This is a genomic window from Pseudoalteromonas sp. JC3 (genome assembly GCF_030291895.1).
Classification (GTDB): domain Bacteria; phylum Pseudomonadota; class Gammaproteobacteria; order Enterobacterales; family Alteromonadaceae; genus Pseudoalteromonas.
The window spans coordinates 601458-619024 of record NZ_CP127855.1 but is presented as its reverse complement, the minus strand read 5'-3'; the positions used below and the strand labels follow the sequence as shown (position 1 = coordinate 619024).

Below are 17567 nucleotides of genomic sequence, written 5' to 3'. Positions count from 1 at the left end.
AATACGGGAAACAAACGTTTCCCGTATCCTTTTTTAATCAAATTTTGTTAATTACTAATTATTGTTCAACGTAGCAATCGACGCGGCTGCCAGACCTAGTTGATAGATAATCTGTGTTGCTGTACTCCATAGCGTCAGACTATCAATATGTTGAGCATCAAGCGGTACAACAATCGTATCACCAGGAGCTAGTTGGTTAGCATGACTACTCACAGCAAACCAAGTCCCTGAGCCTGGGAGCTCTACTGAACCATTAGCTTTGATAATATAGATCCGTTCATCATCCGCTTTTTGTTTTAGACCACCACTCGCTTTAATATAGTCATCAACTGATTTAGACGAATCAAATAAGTGCGTTGCTGCCAAGTTGACCTCACCAATAACACTGACAGAGTCTTGCATCGCAGGAATATATAGCGCATCTCCATCTTCTAGCTGTAATGCTTGTGTCGAGCGTTTATCTAAATCAATAACAAGACGTCCTAACGCTTCAACTTTAGATAAATCTCTCAAAATCTTATCCATATCTTCATATGGCATTGAGGTATTCGCAGTCGCGCTCTTCTGAAAAGTATTAGTGATAATATCGCGTCTTAGCTCTTGCGTTAAACGTTGAATTTGTGAAGTTTCTTTACGCTTAATGGACTCACGAGTAAAAATAGCCGCTTCTTTATGTGCAAACTGGTTAAAACCACCCACTCTTTCAAGCAGGCTATCAAGCGTCTCACCACGTTTGATGGTATAGGTGCCAGGGAATTTAACTTCACCCACAACTTTAACTTGAAGCCTTTCCTGCCAATTAGGTCTAGGGAAGATGTTTACAGTATCTTTGCTGGTTAACGCCTGTGTCGGATCCGCCAGTTCATTTACACCATTAAACTGGATATGCTCAACCTGTTTACCATCGTCGTATACAACTCGTGTTAACTCAACTTGCTCAAGATAAGCCGCTTCAAGAAATCCACCGCCAGCCCGTACCGCCTTTTGGAAGTTCGCATTTTTTGATAAAGGATACACACCTGGAAACTTAACTTGGCCATTTATAGCAAATAATTGCGCTGGTTCCGTTGGGGTTGCCTGTCTTTGAAGTTTAGCTAGAATAGGCGCTAATAGCTTTTGACGACTAAAAACCGCATACTCTTCGTCTTCTACTTCTTTTGGCTCTTGGAACAATGCATCAATACTTGTGATCAGTTCAACTTCTTCCTCAAGTTCGAACAGCTCATCTTCTTTTAAGCCTATATATTTTAAAAATTCATCACGCTCAAACTGCTCCCATAGCTTTACATTTTCACGCAATTTTAGTTGCTCTTTGTTATACGCGAGGTCTTCTAATAACTGTTCTTCTTCTTCTTTAAGCTGGTAGCGGCTAAATACGACGATTGTATCGTTAGACGCGAGCTCTATATCACCCGCTTTACCGTTAAAAATATCTTGTAAAGAAAACTGATGGATAGCGATGTCGCCTTCAAAGTTTACTTCACGGATAATCAGTGAGTACCCGAAGTCGGCGATAGATAACAAATCTTCCCTTGGCGCACTAAATACATCCTTTAGCGTCTTACCTTGGTGCCATTCATAATGCCCTGGGCTAGTTACTGCACCAACCACAGTTACAGTGTTTTGAAAACGAGTTGATGCGGCATTGACTGATATTTCATCACCGTTCTGCGGCTTATAACTGGTATTTTCAGTAAAGTTGTAGTTCAGGGTAATGCGCCTTCCATCACCGTTGTAACGTGATACGACTACTTTTGACTTGTTTGCGTTCGCTTTGAAACCACCTGACATCGCCATCACACTCTCAAGCGTGTCTGACTCTTTAAGCTCAAAGATGGCTTGGCGGTTAACTTCACCTTTTACTTTAATCTTCTTAGCTGCAGGCGGGATAAATACAACATCGCCAGGCTTTAGGACTACATCATCAGAGCTATCACCAAACAGCAATAAGTCGTATAAATCAAATGTGGTAACTAGCTTACCCGCTCGCTTTACTTGAATTTTTCTAAGCGAACCACTATCACTTACACCGCCAGAAACAAATAGCGCATGGGTCACTGTCGCAAGCGGTGAAACCGTATAACTACCAGGCTTGTATGCTTCACCCACTACCATAATGCGCATAGGGTTTAGCTCACCCATCGAGACAAAAGCTTGAACTCCGATCATTTCTTCTGATATTTTTTTTGTGATCAGTGCTTTTAGCTCTTTAAATGACAAACCAATAACGTGAACCGGGCTCAGGTTTGGGATTGCAAGACGCCCTTCTCTGTCAATTTGAACTTCATGTTCTTCGTTGGTTTTACCATACAAATTGATCTTCACCAGATCGCCAATACCCAACAAATAAGTATCAGGAATTGCAGCCAACTCAGAAGGCATAAATGTTAAAGGCTCACCTGCAAAAAGCTCATAACCAAAAGGCTTTAGCTCTTCCTGCTTCGGCTTAAACTTATCTTCCTCTTCTTCCTCTTCCAGCAATCCATTTTTGTTTCGAGGTTGAATCGAAGTATCTTTTTCTTCTTTCTCTTTATTGCCTAATGTTTTGCTATCTAAAGTACTTAGATCGATGCCATAGCGCTTCGCAAGGGCTTCCTGCTGAGCTTTAGGGAGCTTTTTGAACTGTTCTATTTGCTGTTTGCTTGGTGTCATCGCAACTGATTGATGCGATATAAGAATAAAAACTGAGAGCAATATTATTCTGAAGAACTTCACTGAAATCTCTTCCATTATAGACTTTTGTTAAACTTTGAGCATTCTACCGAAGTTTGGAAGAATTAAAAGGGCACATGAGTGCCCTTTGGGAAGATACTTGTTAGAAACTGTAAACCAAAGTAAGTGAAGTTTCTGTATCAGTATTTTCTTTGCCATCCGCTACGTCAGAGTTGTGGATAATGTTATATGCCACTTTCATTTGAAGCGAACCATTTATTTTGGTTAACAGCGCCGTTTCAGAGGTTGTCTTAGTATTTGTATCACCGTATTCAATCGCGATAAGCTGTGTAAAACGCGCATTTTCTGAGATTTGCCACTGGTAATCTAGTTTACCAACACCAATGAACTCGCTTTCAGAAGTACCTGCTAACAATTCACCATCATCGTCAAGTTCAGTGCTATCGTCTTGGTGCTCGAAGCGCTTTACACCAGGACCGATTTCAGCGTTAAGATACATATCGTCATTTTCGAATAAACGTTGACCGTAACCCACTGAAATAACTGCTTCGCTACGGTAAGCACCAAAATAATCTGAAACATAAGAACCAAACACAAATAGGTGGCTATTATCTTCGTTTAACTTATAGTTGCCTTGAACTGACGCGGAGTATTTTTCATTGGTACGAGATGTAATGTCTACACCAGCATCGTTTTCACGCGTGTCTTCTTTATAGAAGCCATCTAACTTGTACTCGTTGTTCCAGTTAGTTAGATTGTGTTTAGCTTTGATCCCGCCTTTAAGCGTTGTTGTCTCAGTGTTACCACTGGTGATTATCGCACCAACTTCACTGGTTACATCCCAAACTTTCTGTGGTTTCTTAGCTTTACCTTCTGCTGCAGCATTAGCGCTGGCAGCCATAAGAATACAACAGGTTAAAACCTTCAATTTCATTTCTAACTAACCTTTTACTGATCTTTGTGTAGGTGAACATCCATTTGCGGGAATGGAATGGTAATATTAGCTTCGTCTAGCGCAATCTTAATATTTTCCACAAGCGTGAAATACGTTGGCCAGTACTCTTCTGTTTTAACCCAAGGACGAACAACAAAGTTAACACTTGAGTCGGCAAGCTCCAGCACTGCTACCGTATAAGCTGGCTCTTTCAAAATACGTGATTCATTGTCTAGTACAGACTTTAATACCGCTTTTGCTTCTCGTAGATCGGCGTCATAGCCAACACCAATTACAAGGTCAATACGACGTGTTTTTTCGCGTGAGTAGTTAACGATCGCACCGGACATAATGGCAGAGTTTGGCATTACAATTACTTTGTTATCAGGAGTACGAAGCTCTGTAGAGAAGATTTCTATCTTTTGTACACTACCGGCTTTGCCGCCAGCTTCAATATAGTCTCCTGACTTGAACGGACGCAGCATAATAATAAGTACGCCAGATGCAAAATTAGAAAGTGAGCCTTGCAGGGCAAGACCAACAGCCAAGCCTGCGGCACCTAAAATAGCAATGAATGAGGAGGTTTCGATACCTACCTGAGATAATGCCATAAGCAGCGTCGCGGCAAAAACAATCGCATAAGCAATATTGGCAACGAATGAGCCTACCGCTTTATCTACTTTGCGTTTACCAAATGCTTTTTCAGTGAGATCAGCACTGAGCTTAGCTAGTTTTAAGCCAACGAAGAAAATTATTAGTGCTATAACGCCTTGAAGCACATAGTGTAAGATTAAATCTGAGTTCTCATTAACCCATTTCCAAACAGCTTCCATACTCATCCCCCTTTTTATATTAAGCAGTTATTTATCATTAGATCGGCTGGATCATACATAGGATATATGAATATTTGCTGTATGCGGAAATAATCTCCGAAAAAAAACTTTTATTAAGTTTTTTCGATATTTCCCTTTGCATTTGGAAAAAACTTATGTATTATGCGCGCCACACCAGACAAGGTGTTCAAGTCTTTTGTGGCGGCTGTAGCTCAGTTGGTAGAGCCCTGGATTGTGATTCCGGTTGTCGTGGGTTCAAGTCCCATCAGTCGCCCCACTCTTTTTATAAATTCATTCTCATTTTATATTTTTACGCACACATCACTCCTACACAATAAACACCAAACATCTGCGTAGCAGCGATTTTATATCGCGACTTAAGAATAAAACCCTCGCTACATAAAGTAGCTCCTACACGACCAACACCAAACAATAAGCACTAAACACCAGCGTAGCAGCGATTTTATATCGCGACTTAAGAATAAAACCCTCGCTACATAAAGTAGCTCCTACACGACCAACACCAAACAATAAGCACTAAACACCAGCGTAGCAGCGATTTTATATCGCGACTTAAGAATAAAACCCTTGCTACATAAAGTAGCTCCTACACGACCAACACCAAACAATAAGCACTAAACACCAGCGTAGCAGCGATTTTATATCGCGACTTAAGAATAAAACCCTCGCTACATAAAGTAGCTCCTACACGGCAAACACCAAACAACAAGCAACACGCAACAAGCACCAAACATCAGCGTAGCAGCGATTTTATATCGCGACTTAAGAATAAAACCCTTGCTACATAAAGTAGCTCCTACACGGCAAACACCAAACAATAAGCACTAAACACCAGCGTAGCAGCGATTTTATATCGCGACTTAAGAATAAAACCCTCGCTACATAAAGTAGCTCCTACACGGCAAACACCAAACAATAAGCACCAGACACCAGCGTAGCAGCGATTTTATATCGCGACTTAAGAATAAAACCCTTGCTACATAAAGTAGCTCCTACACGACCAACACCAAACAATAAGCACCAGACAGCAGCGTAGCAGCGATTTTATATCGCGAAAAAGATCTCAGCATTAAGCCGGTTTTGCAGGTAAGGGAGTGATTTAGGCATAAAAAAATGCCACCTTATTCAGGTGGCATCACACACGGGATTATTTCTACATACATAGAAATGCTTTACATTTTCTTGCTACGCTTTCTTTTTGATCTTATGACCTTTCACAGCGTAGAAGATTATAAATAGATAACAAGGTAACATTACAAGGTGTGCAATTTGCTGTGATTCCACTGTGCCAGATGTGCCCTTAGCTAAACCTAAGAATACTGGACCGAATGCACCACCGGCAATACCCATAACCAATAAACCAGAGCCTACACTGGTTAGCTTGCCAAGTCCAGATAATGCGAGCGGCCAAATAGCAGGCCACATAATGGCATTTGCTAAACCTAAAATAGCGACCATCAATAGAATATCAGGCAACGCTGATAATCCAAATAGATTTGAAATGACAAATGAGTCTGGGCTGCCAAATGAAATTGCGAGCGTGAGAAGCACACCAAGCACGGCAGATGCTGTTAACGCCCTCTCCTGCGATATTACTCTCGGGATCAATATAATACCCAAAATATAGCCCGTAACCATACAAGCCATAGTATAAGAGGTCATCACACTATATTTTTCAACACCCAGCGCTAACGCAAATGAACCAATCGTATCACCAGCAATCACTTCAACTGCAACATACAAAAACAGTGCGATCACACCAAGCTTTAGATTAGGATGAGATAGCGCTTCTCTCACTGAGCCATGTTCTTCTTCATCATCTTTTTCTATTTCAGGTAGTGGTGCAAACTTAATACCCAAGGCAAAAATACCAATAAATGCAGCCAAGCCTAAATATGGCCCGATAAGACCGTTTGCCATTGCATCGATATCAGCTTGAGTCAGCTCTTTACCTGCCATATCAGTAAAGTTACTCAGCACCAACGCGGTAAATACAAGCGGCGCAACAATACCAGCACCTTTATTCAGTATACCCATAATACTTACGCGCACAGCTGCTGACTCTTCAGGTCCAATACGCACCACATAAGGATTTACAGCAGTTTGTAATAATGTTTGCCCAATACCCATAGTAAATTGAGCAAACAAAAACAATGCAAACATTTGTGTTTTAGCCGCTGGAATATATAGCAACGCCGCACACATCATCATCGCAATTGCGATGGCCATACCATTTTTATAACCCACCTTGCGGATAACTAGGGCAGAAGGAACCGCGGTAAATGTCACCGCAATATAAAAAGAGAAAAGAATAAATGAAGATTGGAGAGGAGTTAGTTTTAATACTTGCTCCAAATATGGCATTAGCGACCCATTAAGCCAAGTCACAAAGCCAAGAATAAAAAACATGGCGGCGACAATTGCCATAGGGATCGCGTTACTTCGTTTTGTTGTATTCGACACGGTAGCTTCCATAAACATTACTCATCGTTTATTGTTTGTATGGCTTTTTGCCTTGTTATTTTTTGCTTTGCTCACTGCTTTCTTTACAAAAATGACAGCGCTGACATTTAACTTTACGTTAAAATCTATTTCATTACCAGTTAGAATTTGAGCAAAACTATCACCAAAAAAGGGCCAGTGCCCTTTTTTGCGATAAACTGAATACGAGGGTTTATTTCAACCCTGTGACACGGCTCGTATTTTTTTCTCCGGCTCGCGTTCTCAACAATACCTTACTTTCATCTGAGACACTCATCTGATCAGTATAAGGCTGCCAAGATTCGCCATTGTCTAAGCTCACTTCAATTGTAAGATAAGGGAACGCACTATTCGCTTCAAGTTTACCCAGCACCACCTTGGCACCAGGAACTGGAAGGTTTGGCTTAATGCCATCGTTTTGTAACTTTGCAATCTCTTTTAAAGACAAGGCTGCGGCAAAGGTTGAGAAGTCCTTGTTTAACTCTTTTTGGTTAATACGACGCCCTTCCCAATCCGCTTTATGCCAAGCACGCTCCGCAAGCGAAAGCAAACGAGGGAAAATCAATCGTAACACTTGGTCTTCCGAGCGAATGGTCTCACTCCATATTTGCCCTTGCATACCAAGGATATTTTGCGGTTTTTTAAGCGCGGGCAACTCTCGACCAACTAAGGCTTCTAGGTTCACGATAGGCTCACGGTTTCGCGTGAAGTCCGCATTTGCATAAATATTATCTGGCATATACGAAAATGCTTTTTTCGTATCTGTGTAACGAGTTGCCCAATAATAGCCGCGCTCTTCAGGGTGCGCTTCGTAAGGGTGATCAAAGTACAAATGTGTACCGTGAGACAAAATAACTTGGTAATTGTTGTTTGCAAAACGGTGAGCCCTGTCTGCAACCCCCCACTCCCAAATGTTATCCCAAGTATTTACCAAAAACTGTGGGTTTGGAAATTCATCACGCTTAAAGGTCGTCGTGGTGTTATACATTAAACCATCTTCCCAAGCGGCAGGGGTGATCCCACGCTTAGCAAGCAGTTTTGCAACTTTTTGAGTAAAGTATGGTTTTAAATCATTTGGTCCAGCAACCCCGTTGTCGGCGACCGCAAATAGATCATTACATGCTGGTGATTCAGTCCATGACCCCTTTCCAACCTCATCGCCACCAAAATGGACTGTCGTTAGCATAGTGCCAGCATCGCGATACATTTCCTGCAGCTCATATACCACCTTCTCCATAAAGGCATAGCTTGAGTCCAAGCATACATTAATAGAGTTATCAGTATAGAGTTGCACGGTTAGATACTCTGAAGTGTCATCAATATCGTTCAGGAGATAGGCTTTGGCCTCTTGCGCTTTACCTGCTTCCATCAATTTGTGATAACGCGCTTCCATCGACTTAATCGCAGCACGAGCATGCCCGGGGCTTTCGATTTCTGGAATGATCTCAATATGACGTGCAGTGGCAAATTTAAGTAACTCGACAAAGTCCTCGCGAGAAAGGAAACCATTTCCACTTCCCGTTTTGAAAGGACCTGTGCCCAGTTGAGTCAGTAAGCACTCACGCTCTTGTAAATCAAAACAACGGAATGCGCCGACTTCTGTTAACTCAGGGAGCCCTGGGATCTCTAGTCGCCAACCTTCATCATCTGAGAAGTGCCAATGGAACTTATTTAACTTATAACGCGCCATCTGTTCAATTAATTTAAATAACGCATCTTTACCATGATAGTTACGGGCATTGTCGTAATGCATACCACGCCAGCTAAAACGCGGAGAGTCTTTGATCTCTACGTGAGACAAGGTAATTTCATTTTTACTATCGGCAGGAAATAGCGCAAGCAAACTTTGAATACCGTAAAACACACCAGCATTATCAATACCCGTGATTTCAATCACATCATCATCAATATCTAATGTATATGATCCGGCTTGGTTGTAGTCATAATCGCGCCCTAGACTTTTCGCAACTTTAAGACGGATCGTCGGGATATTTCCTTCTGGCACGTGATTAGCTTCAGCTTTTAAATCCAGTCCATACTCTGACAAGTCTTCTTGAAAAACGGCGACTTCTGACTTCAAGCGTCCGGCAAAGCGGATCTGCCAGTTTTTGTTAAGGGTGATTTCGCCACGATTAAAGTCGATGTGCTCAGGCTTTGGAATGATACGTCTTAGCGCATCTTCTTTTGAGACCGAAATATTGCTTTGATTACGTTCAAAACGCAGCGCTGCGTTCGCTATCTGCGTGTAATCGGTAGGTGTATTATATCTTTTCAGCTGGTTTTCACGCTCAAATGGCGCAACGAACTGCGTCATGTCTTCTGTATCAGTATTTGCAAAAATGACCGGTTTATTTTTACCTGACACAATAAAGGCACGCGGCATAAAGTCGCTGTATGCAGCAACCCAAGCCGAACCATCAAAAGCTAACTTGAGCTTTTCACCGGCTTTTAAGCCAGCAAACGAATCGGTAGGAGTTATACGATGAAGGTCGCCATTAATATGCTCAAAGCGCAAACCTTCAGCGGTTTCCGTTGAAATATGACGAACTGAGTGCAAATAGATTTGCCAATCACTTTGTCCTTTTGGTAGATCAACTTTTGAATTGTTAGTCAGTGTAATAGCACCGCTAAAGCCCCCAGCACCATTACTGAAGTTATTTTCTACCGCAAATTCAAAATGCGTGTCACTTGCAAATTGCGCCAACTGCTGCTGCGTAAATGATGCCTGTGTATAGAACGAGCACCCAGCAATTATCGCCCCAAGCAAAGTCGTTTTTATTCTCATCTTTTGCTCCCAGTCTTCATGTTCAATTCAAAATGAACATCATTTAATCACTTATTGTTCCTAAACATCATATAAAAGTTAAAATGACAGCGCTATCATTATTTTTTCATATCCTTGTGTTAGACAAAATGAAGCTACTCTGATTTGCCTGTAAATACCATCAAATAGCGATGAACTAAACCTTGGAAATAGCGAGTGTTTGCAGAAAGTGCTGAATTGAGTGTGGTATTTTGTGAGAAGTTCAGAGGATTGTAATTGGATGTCGTAAAAGCGGCGGATTTACTGCAGGAACACAATAAAACCGCCACGAATTCAAAATGTGAAATTACCAGATTTTCACTCTGTCTTCTGGTTTAAGATACATCTTATCGCCTTCTTTCACATCAAATGCCTTATAAAACTCTGGCATATTCGGCAGCACACCAATCACTCGATAATGACTTGGTGAATGCGGATCTGTCATTAGACGATTACGCAGCTCTTCATCGCGGTATTTGCGACGCCAAATTTGTGACCAGCCCATAAAGAAGCGCTGCTCCCCAGTGTAACCGTCAATAACAGGCGCTTTTTGATCACCTAGTGAAATTTGGTACGCTTTATAAGCGACAGTTAACCCGCCTAAATCACCAATATTTTCACCCAGTGTCAGTTGACCATTAACACCAGCGTCTTCAAATGGTTTAAAACCATTAAACTGCTCAACCAGCTTTTGGCTACGCGCTTCGAATTGTGAAAGGTCAGACTCACTCCACCAATTACGTAGGTTACCATCACCATCGTACTTCGCACCTTGGTCGTCAAAGCCGTGACCTAACTCGTGACCGATAACCGCACCGATTGCACCGTAATTTACTGCATCATCCGCTTCTAGGTTAAAGAATGGCGGCTGTAAAATCGCAGCAGGGAATACAATCTCGTTATTCACTGGGTTATAGTACGCGTTCACCGTTTGTGGTGTCATCAACCACTCGCTACGGTCCACAGGCTTGCCTAGTTTATCGATCATCTCCTGATTAGCAAATTGGCTATAGCGTACGTAGTTACCGACTAGATCATCAGGATTGATCTCAAGTGCGGAATAATCTTTCCATTTGTCAGGATAACCAATCTTTGGCGTAAACTTATTGAGCTTATCTTTTGCAGCTATCTTAGTTTCAGCACTCATCCACTCAAGGCCATCAATCGCTTGATCAAATCCTTTAATAAGGTTTGCGACTAATTCTTCCATTCTAGCCTTAGCTTCTGGTGGGAAATACGACTTAACGTATATCTTGCCTAGCATTTCACCAAGTACTGAATTACTTGCATCCACCGCCTTTTTCCACGTTGGCGCTTGTTCTTCTACACCCGTCAATGTTTTACCAAAGAAACCAAACTTAAGGTCAACTACATCTTTACTTAGTAACTCAGCGTAGTCATTGGTAAAGTGGAATGTTAAGTAGTCTTGCCATGCTTCTAGCTTTGAATCTGCAATGATTTTAGACAGCGCTTCAAAGAAACTTGGTTGGCTTACAATAAGAGAATCCGTTTTAATACCAAGTGCGCTTAAAAATGCTGATGTATCAAAGTCAGGCATTAATTGATTAAACGCATCATTGCTTAGCTTGTTATAGGTTTTAGTCGCGTCGCGGCTTTCAACACGTGTCCATTGCGCCTCGGCAATTTGCTTTTCTAACTCAATAATATTTAGTGCAGCTTGGCCCGGATTTTTATGACCAGCCTTAGCTAACAATTGTTCGATATAGCGCTGATACTGCTCGCGAATTTTACTAAACTTTTCGTCATCTTTCAGGTAGTAGTCGCGATCAGGTAAACCAAGCCCTGACTGGAACATGTAGAGTGCATTTTCACTTGAGTTTTTAGCGTCATTATTAACATACCAACCGAATGGAGTGCTAGCACCGGTTAAACGCATTTTAGCAAAGATAGCTGGTAGCTCCGATTTACTCTTCAAGTCTAGAATTTCTTTCAGATAAGGCTTAACAGGGTTTAAGCCCAACTCGTTTCTCGCGCCCTCGTCCATATAACTTTGATAAAACGCACCCAACTTTTGCTCATCGCTACCTACTTTAGCTGAGCCGTTGCTAGCAGCATTCTCAAGCACTTTACGCAGCGCTTTTTGTGACTCATCATAAAGCTGAGAGAAAGAACCATAATTTGATTTGTCTGCTGGGATTTTGGTTTTCTCTAACCAATGACCATTAACGTGAAAGTAAAAATCATCTTGTGCACGCACTGATTTATCAATATTTTCCAATTCGATACCAGAATTCAAAACCGCCTTTTGTGCTTCGGCTTGTTCCGCTGGTTTTTGTTGTTGTGTTTGCGGTTGTTCGCTACAACCAATCAATCCCAATGCAAGTGCAACACTTGCAGCGGTCAATGATAGTTTTTTCATTTTTATTCCCCTGATAGAGTTTCGCTTGTAAACGTCGTATCCCATTCATCTAGATAAAATAATGCTCAAATTACATACAAATGAATTGAATATAGACATAACCTGATGGCTTGAAAAGAATTCCTTCTAACTGTGTGTCCTCTCAAACTTCAGAGCAACGAAAGTCGTTAGCTGATGTTTATTTACACGTAAGCGGTCATTCACTAGTCTACCGATGCACATAGTGAATGACTATGACTCTGAGTGCTTAATTTAGTAACAAAGTTTGTCACTAATTTTTGCGCGTTTGTAATAATTCAACAATCGCCTTATTGGCCTCAGGAAACGTGAGCTCATGCAACTGTTCAACTGCAACCCATTGAGAAGGCTGCCCTTCTGCGCCATGAGCTTCACCAGAAAAGTCCTCAACATGATGAATGTATAAGCATACGGCTTTATCAGCATAGTCATGCTCAATACGCATTAGCTCAGATGAGTTATAGATCTCAATGCCTACCTCTTCTTGCAGCTCACGTTTCAATGCCGAAAAGACATCTTCACCGGCTTCCATTTTCCCGCCAGGGAATTCCCAAAGCCCACCTTGATGTTGATCTTCACCTCTCAAGCATACAAAGATTTTCTGATTTTTTTCAATCACACCAACGGCGACTTCAACACGTTTTTTTTGCATCATTTACTCCATAAAAAAAGCGACTTAGCGTCGCTTTTTATACAAATTTAGATTTAGGGCCTGTTATTTTAGTTTTCCGCAACACTGCTTAAACTTCTTGCCTGATTGGCAAGGACAAGGATCATTACGACCTACTTTTGGCTCATTTCTATGAGCAACAGACACGCCTTCTGGTGCATCACCACCTACGCGCTCAACCTCTTCGTGTTGATATTCACGTGGTGCTTGCTCACTCTTACGATGTTGCTCTTCAACTTTCTCAACATCTTCCTCAGCACGAACCTGAACTTTACTTAGTACGCTAACAACGTCAATCTTTAAGTTTTCAAGCATTTGTGAGAATAACTCAAACGACTCACGCTTATATTCTTGCTTCGGATTCTTCTGTGCATAACCACGTAGATGAATACCTTGACGAAGATGATCCATTGCCGCTAAGTGATCTTTCCAATGCTGATCTAGGCTTTGTAGCATAACTGCCTTTTCAAAGTGGCGTAATACATCTGGGCCTACCATCTCTTCTTTTTGTTTGTACGCCTTATCAACGTCTTCTACGATACGATCGCGTAGCACTTCTTCATATAGTTTACTGTCTTCTTCAAGCCATTTTGCAATCGGAAGTTCAACATGGAAGTCATTTTTCAAGCGCTCTTCAAGTGCTGGGATGTCCCACATTTCCGCCAGACTTTGCGGTGGAATATACTGATCAATAGTCGCATTCAATACATCTTCACGAATAGCGGTGATAGTCTCTGAGATATCGCCTTCTTCAAGTAGTTCGTTACGCTGTTCGTAAACCACTTTACGCTGGTCGTTAGCAACATCGTCGTACTCAAGTAATTGTTTACGAATATCAAAGTTACGCGCTTCTACTTTACGCTGTGCATTTTCAATGGCACGGTTAACCCATGGGTGCTCAATAGCCTCACCACGTTGCATACCTAGTTTGCGCATCATGTTAGTCATACGCTCACCTGCGAAGATACGCATCAATGCGTCATCCATCGATAGGTAGAAGCGGCTTGAACCAGCATCACCTTGACGACCTGCACGACCACGCAACTGGTTGTCGATACGGCGAGATTCGTGACGCTCAGTACCAATAATATGTAAACCACCGGAAGCTAGTACTGCATCATGGCGCGCTTTCCAAGCGGCTTTAATTTCTGCTACTTGCTCTTCCGACGGATTTTCTAATTTTTCAACATCCGACTGCCAGCTGCCACCCAGTACGATATCCGTACCACGACCAGCCATATTCGTCGCAATCGTTACCTTGCCCGGTAGACCCGCGTCCGCGATAATATCCGCTTCTTGCGCGTGGAATTTCGCATTCAGTACATTATGTTCAATTTTTTCTTTGCGAAGGAAGTGAGAAAGATACTCAGAACTTTCGATAGACACCGTACCCACCAACACTGGCTGACCACGTTCTTGGCAAGAACGAATGTCTTCAAGAATTGCTTCAAATTTCTCTTCTTGCGTCAAATATACAAGGTCCGCACGGTCATCACGAACCATAGGTTTGTTGGTTGGGATAACTACGGTATCTAAGCCATAGATTGACTGGAATTCGAACGCTTCAGTGTCCGCTGTACCTGTCATACCTGCAAGCTTGTTATATAAACGGAAGTAATTCTGGAATGTGATTGAAGCCAAGGTTTGGTTTTCGTTCTGAATACGAACCCCTTCTTTCGCTTCAACGGCTTGGTGAAGACCCTCTGACCAACGACGTCCTTCCATCGTACGGCCAGTGTGCTCGTCAACGATGATAACTTCGTTATCTTTCACAACATAATCAACGTCTTTTTGATATAACTTGTGAGCACGAAGTGCCGCGTAAACATGGCTTAGTAATGAAATATTACCTGCTGAGTAAAGCGAGTCACCTTCTTCAATCAAACCACGCTCAGTCAGTAACTCTTCAACTTTGATTTGACCACGCTCGGTAAGGTGAACTTGTTTACCTTTTTCATCAATGGTGAAATCGCCATCGCCTTCCACGCCTTCTTCGTCTTCTTTTTCTTGCTGTACAAGATCAGGCACAATTTTATTGATTTCGGCATAAAGCTCAGAGCTATCTTCAGCAGGACCAGAAATGATCAGTGGTGTACGCGCTTCATCGATTAGGATTGAATCCACTTCATCCACAACCGCATAGTTAAGTGGACGTTGTACACGTTCTTCAACACTAAACGCCATGTTATCGCGCAAGTAATCAAAGCCGAACTCGTTATTGGTGCCGTAAGTGATATCCGCAGCATAGGCTTGCTTTTTCTGCTGTGGCATCATGCCTGGTACGTTACAACCTACAGTAAGGCCTAAGAATTCAAAGAGTGGACGGTTGGTCTCAGCATCACGCTTAGCTAAGTAGTCGTTGACGGTAATAACGTGAACACCCTTACCTGAAACCGCATTTAAATACGCAGGTAATGTTGCTGTTAGTGTTTTACCTTCACCCGTTCTCATTTCTGAAATACGACCTTGGTGAAGCACCATACCACCAATCATTTGCACATCGAAATGACGCATTCCAAATACGCGCTTAGATGCCTCACGCACCGTAGCGAACGCCTCTGGTAATAAATCATCTAGACTTGAACCTTGCTCAATACGCTGTTTAAATTCAGCCGTTTTTGCTTTTAGTTCATCATCGCTTAATTTGCCATATTGCTCTTCTAACGCATTGATTAAAGCGACTGTTTTTCTTAGGTTTTTGATGGTGCGATCATTACGACTACCAAAAATTTTGGTAAAAATATTTGCTAACATGTTTAAACCGTTTCACTCTGTGTATTGGCTGACCCATTTCTCTAAGCCAATGTGGTTAAGGCTGGGTCGCGCTTGTCCTGTTGGCGACAAAAGCGTTCCTAAATTCCGGTTTTCATTTTGCCAATTTAGGAGTGAGCATTTTGTATCTTGCCGAGTTAAAATTATGCCCTATCATACCAGACTCTTTGTTTCTGCAAACCTTATTGGGTAAATAATACCAAGTTCAATTGCAAGAAATCTTTACTGTTGGGCGTAAGCGTACCGTTGCAAGTGATAAAGTTTAGTTAGCATCTAACTCGACTCAGTTATTCGAGTACAGAGCTAAGCGCTTTCGACAACAAATGTTGGTACTTTTGGATTTCTCAAAAATTTGTCTCTGATATACTTAGAAGACTGAGAAACCACCAGTGCGGAGTAATTTGACTCCGTATTATCCCGATATGGCGGTTATTTTTTATTTTTCAACCTATGGGAAGTAAGTCATTGGCTAAAAATCGCTACAATCCAAAGCCGCTTGATGAAGTGATGGGTGGGTGGTCAGATAAACTCAATCAATATGGCCAAAAAAGCGCCCAAGCGGCACAGTTACAGAGCTGCTTGGAAGAGACTCTAGGCCCTATCCTGAGTAAGAAATGCCGTGTCGCTCACTACAAAGAAGGGACACTAACAATAGAAGCTGCTTCAGCAACGCTTGCTACTCGGTTAAACTTTTTGAAAATGGATATTCTCAGTGCATTTAGAAAAGTTGGATTACATGACTGTGCATTGGTTAAAATTACCACCAATCCAGAAGCTCAGCAGCGTCTCACCAACAAGGTGGAATCCCAATCTTCGACCTATCAAGCCAATCGCAGTATGAGCCAAGCCACTGGCGAGCATTTGCTAGCGCTGGCGCAGTCCGCTCCACCATCGCTTAAGGCGAAACTAGAAAGACTCGCTAAACACGCAAACACAACGCAAAAAAAATGACGCCTTTGCGTCATTTTTTATCAAACTGTATTAGCCTAAGAGGCTTATGCCGTTGCGGTATTGATACCCGCTTCCATTCCTGGCGCTGGCATACTGACTGGCTCTTCGAACGTTGCCCACTCCCACGCTGACTCAGTTGCCATGATTTCACGAAGCAACATATTGTTTAGGCCGTGACCTGATTTATAGCATGAGATCTTACCTAAAATGTTGTGACCTGCCATAAACATATCACCCACACAGTCTAAGATCTTGTGTTTAACAAACTCATCCGCATAGCGTAGGCCATCAGGATTTAATACTTTAAACTGGTCTAAAACAACCGCATTATCCATGCTGCCACCTAAGGCTAGGTTGTTTGCATGCATGTATTCGATATCACGCATAAAACCAAAAGTGCGAGCACGACTGATCTCTTCAGTAAAGCTTTGAGCGGTAATGTCTAATCCAATACGTTGGCGGCTAGCGTTGATCGCAGGGTGATTGAAGTCGATTTCAAAGTCGATGTGAAAACCATCGTAAGGCTCAATTTCAGCCCACTTGTCGCCATCTTCAACACGCACTTTTTCTTTGATGCGAATAAAGCGCTTGGCAGCGTTTTGCTCTTCAATACCGCCTTTTTGAATTAAGTAGATGAATGGCAATGCACTGCCATCCATAATAGGCACTTCGGCGCTGTCTAGCTCTACGATGAGGTTATCAATCCCAAGCGCAGCTACCGCGGCAATCAAATGCTCGGTAGTAGACAAGCGAACGCCGTCTTTATTTGTTAAACACGTACACAGTTGCGTGTCGCCCACAGCTTCCGGTGTTGTTTCAAAATCAACAACAGGGTCTAGATCAACGCGGCGAAATACAACACCTGTATTCACACCAGCTGGTCGGAGAGTGATCGTGACCTTTTCACCTTTGTGTAAACCTACACCTGTGGCTTTAACGACTTGTGCAATCGTACGTTGTTTAATCATATATTCGCCCACTTAAATTCTAGATAGGCGGCGGAGTATAACATAGTTCCACCAAACTGCCAA

General features: G+C 42.2%; 10 protein-coding genes and 1 tRNA gene. 2 read left to right on the top strand and 9 right to left on the bottom strand.

The window, feature by feature from the left end; genetic code table 11:
• Positions 1-54: 54 nt before the first annotated feature.
• From QSH61_RS02625 to QSH61_RS02615, 3 genes are all read right to left on the bottom strand, one after another.
• Entirely contained in the window at positions 55-2730 is a 2676-nt protein-coding gene (locus QSH61_RS02625; protein WP_206471503.1) for an SLBB domain-containing protein, read from the bottom strand.
• Positions 2731-2815: 85 nt separating this feature from the next.
• Entirely contained in the window at positions 2816-3607 is a 792-nt protein-coding gene (locus QSH61_RS02620; protein ID WP_010605789.1) for a DUF481 domain-containing protein, read from the bottom strand.
• Between the two features lie 14 nt (positions 3608-3621).
• Positions 3622-4440 carry a mechanosensitive ion channel family protein gene (locus QSH61_RS02615; RefSeq protein WP_206471504.1) on the bottom strand — a complete coding sequence of 273 codons (819 nt, stop codon included), beginning with the start codon at positions 4438-4440 and terminating at the stop codon, positions 3622-3624.
• Between the two features lie 201 nt (positions 4441-4641).
• Here QSH61_RS02615 and QSH61_RS02610 point away from each other — a divergent pair.
• Positions 4642-4717, top strand: a tRNA-His gene (locus QSH61_RS02610).
• Between the two features lie 929 nt (positions 4718-5646).
• Here QSH61_RS02610 and nagP read toward each other — a convergent pair.
• The 5 genes from nagP to secA all read right to left on the bottom strand — a co-directional run bounded on the left by nagP (position 5647) and on the right by secA (position 15567).
• The gene (nagP, locus tag QSH61_RS02605; protein WP_353477787.1) at positions 5647-6936 is read right to left on the bottom strand and encodes an N-acetylglucosamine MFS transporter NagP; all 1290 of its coding nucleotides are present in this window, start codon (positions 6934-6936) and stop codon (positions 5647-5649) included.
• Positions 6937-7135: 199 nt separating this feature from the next.
• Positions 7136-9727 carry a beta-N-acetylhexosaminidase gene (locus QSH61_RS02600; RefSeq protein WP_206471222.1) on the bottom strand — a complete coding sequence of 864 codons (2592 nt, stop codon included), beginning with the start codon at positions 9725-9727 and terminating at the stop codon, positions 7136-7138.
• 325 nt (positions 9728-10052) lie between these two features.
• Entirely contained in the window at positions 10053-12125 is a 2073-nt protein-coding gene (locus QSH61_RS02595) for a M13 family metallopeptidase (protein WP_206471223.1), read from the bottom strand.
• Between the two features lie 271 nt (positions 12126-12396).
• The gene (mutT, locus tag QSH61_RS02590; RefSeq protein WP_010605794.1) at positions 12397-12795 is read right to left on the bottom strand and encodes an 8-oxo-dGTP diphosphatase MutT; all 399 of its coding nucleotides are present in this window, start codon (positions 12793-12795) and stop codon (positions 12397-12399) included.
• A 63-nt stretch (positions 12796-12858) separates the two neighbouring features.
• Positions 12859-15567 (bottom strand): preprotein translocase subunit SecA, encoded by a 2709-nt coding sequence (gene secA, locus QSH61_RS02585; RefSeq protein ID WP_174170436.1) that lies wholly within the window; start codon positions 15565-15567, stop codon positions 12859-12861.
• A gap of 483 nt (positions 15568-16050) precedes the next feature.
• Here secA and QSH61_RS02580 point away from each other — a divergent pair, with 483 nt between their 5' ends.
• Complete coding sequence (locus QSH61_RS02580) at positions 16051-16536, top strand: DUF721 domain-containing protein (RefSeq protein ID WP_227387496.1); 486 nt, start codon at positions 16051-16053, stop codon at positions 16534-16536.
• 44 nt (positions 16537-16580) lie between these two features.
• On the opposite strand, the gene lpxC is transcribed toward QSH61_RS02580, so the two are convergent.
• Entirely contained in the window at positions 16581-17504 is a 924-nt protein-coding gene (gene lpxC / locus QSH61_RS02575) for a UDP-3-O-acyl-N-acetylglucosamine deacetylase (protein WP_010368639.1), read from the bottom strand.
• Positions 17505-17567: the final 63 nt, after the last annotated feature.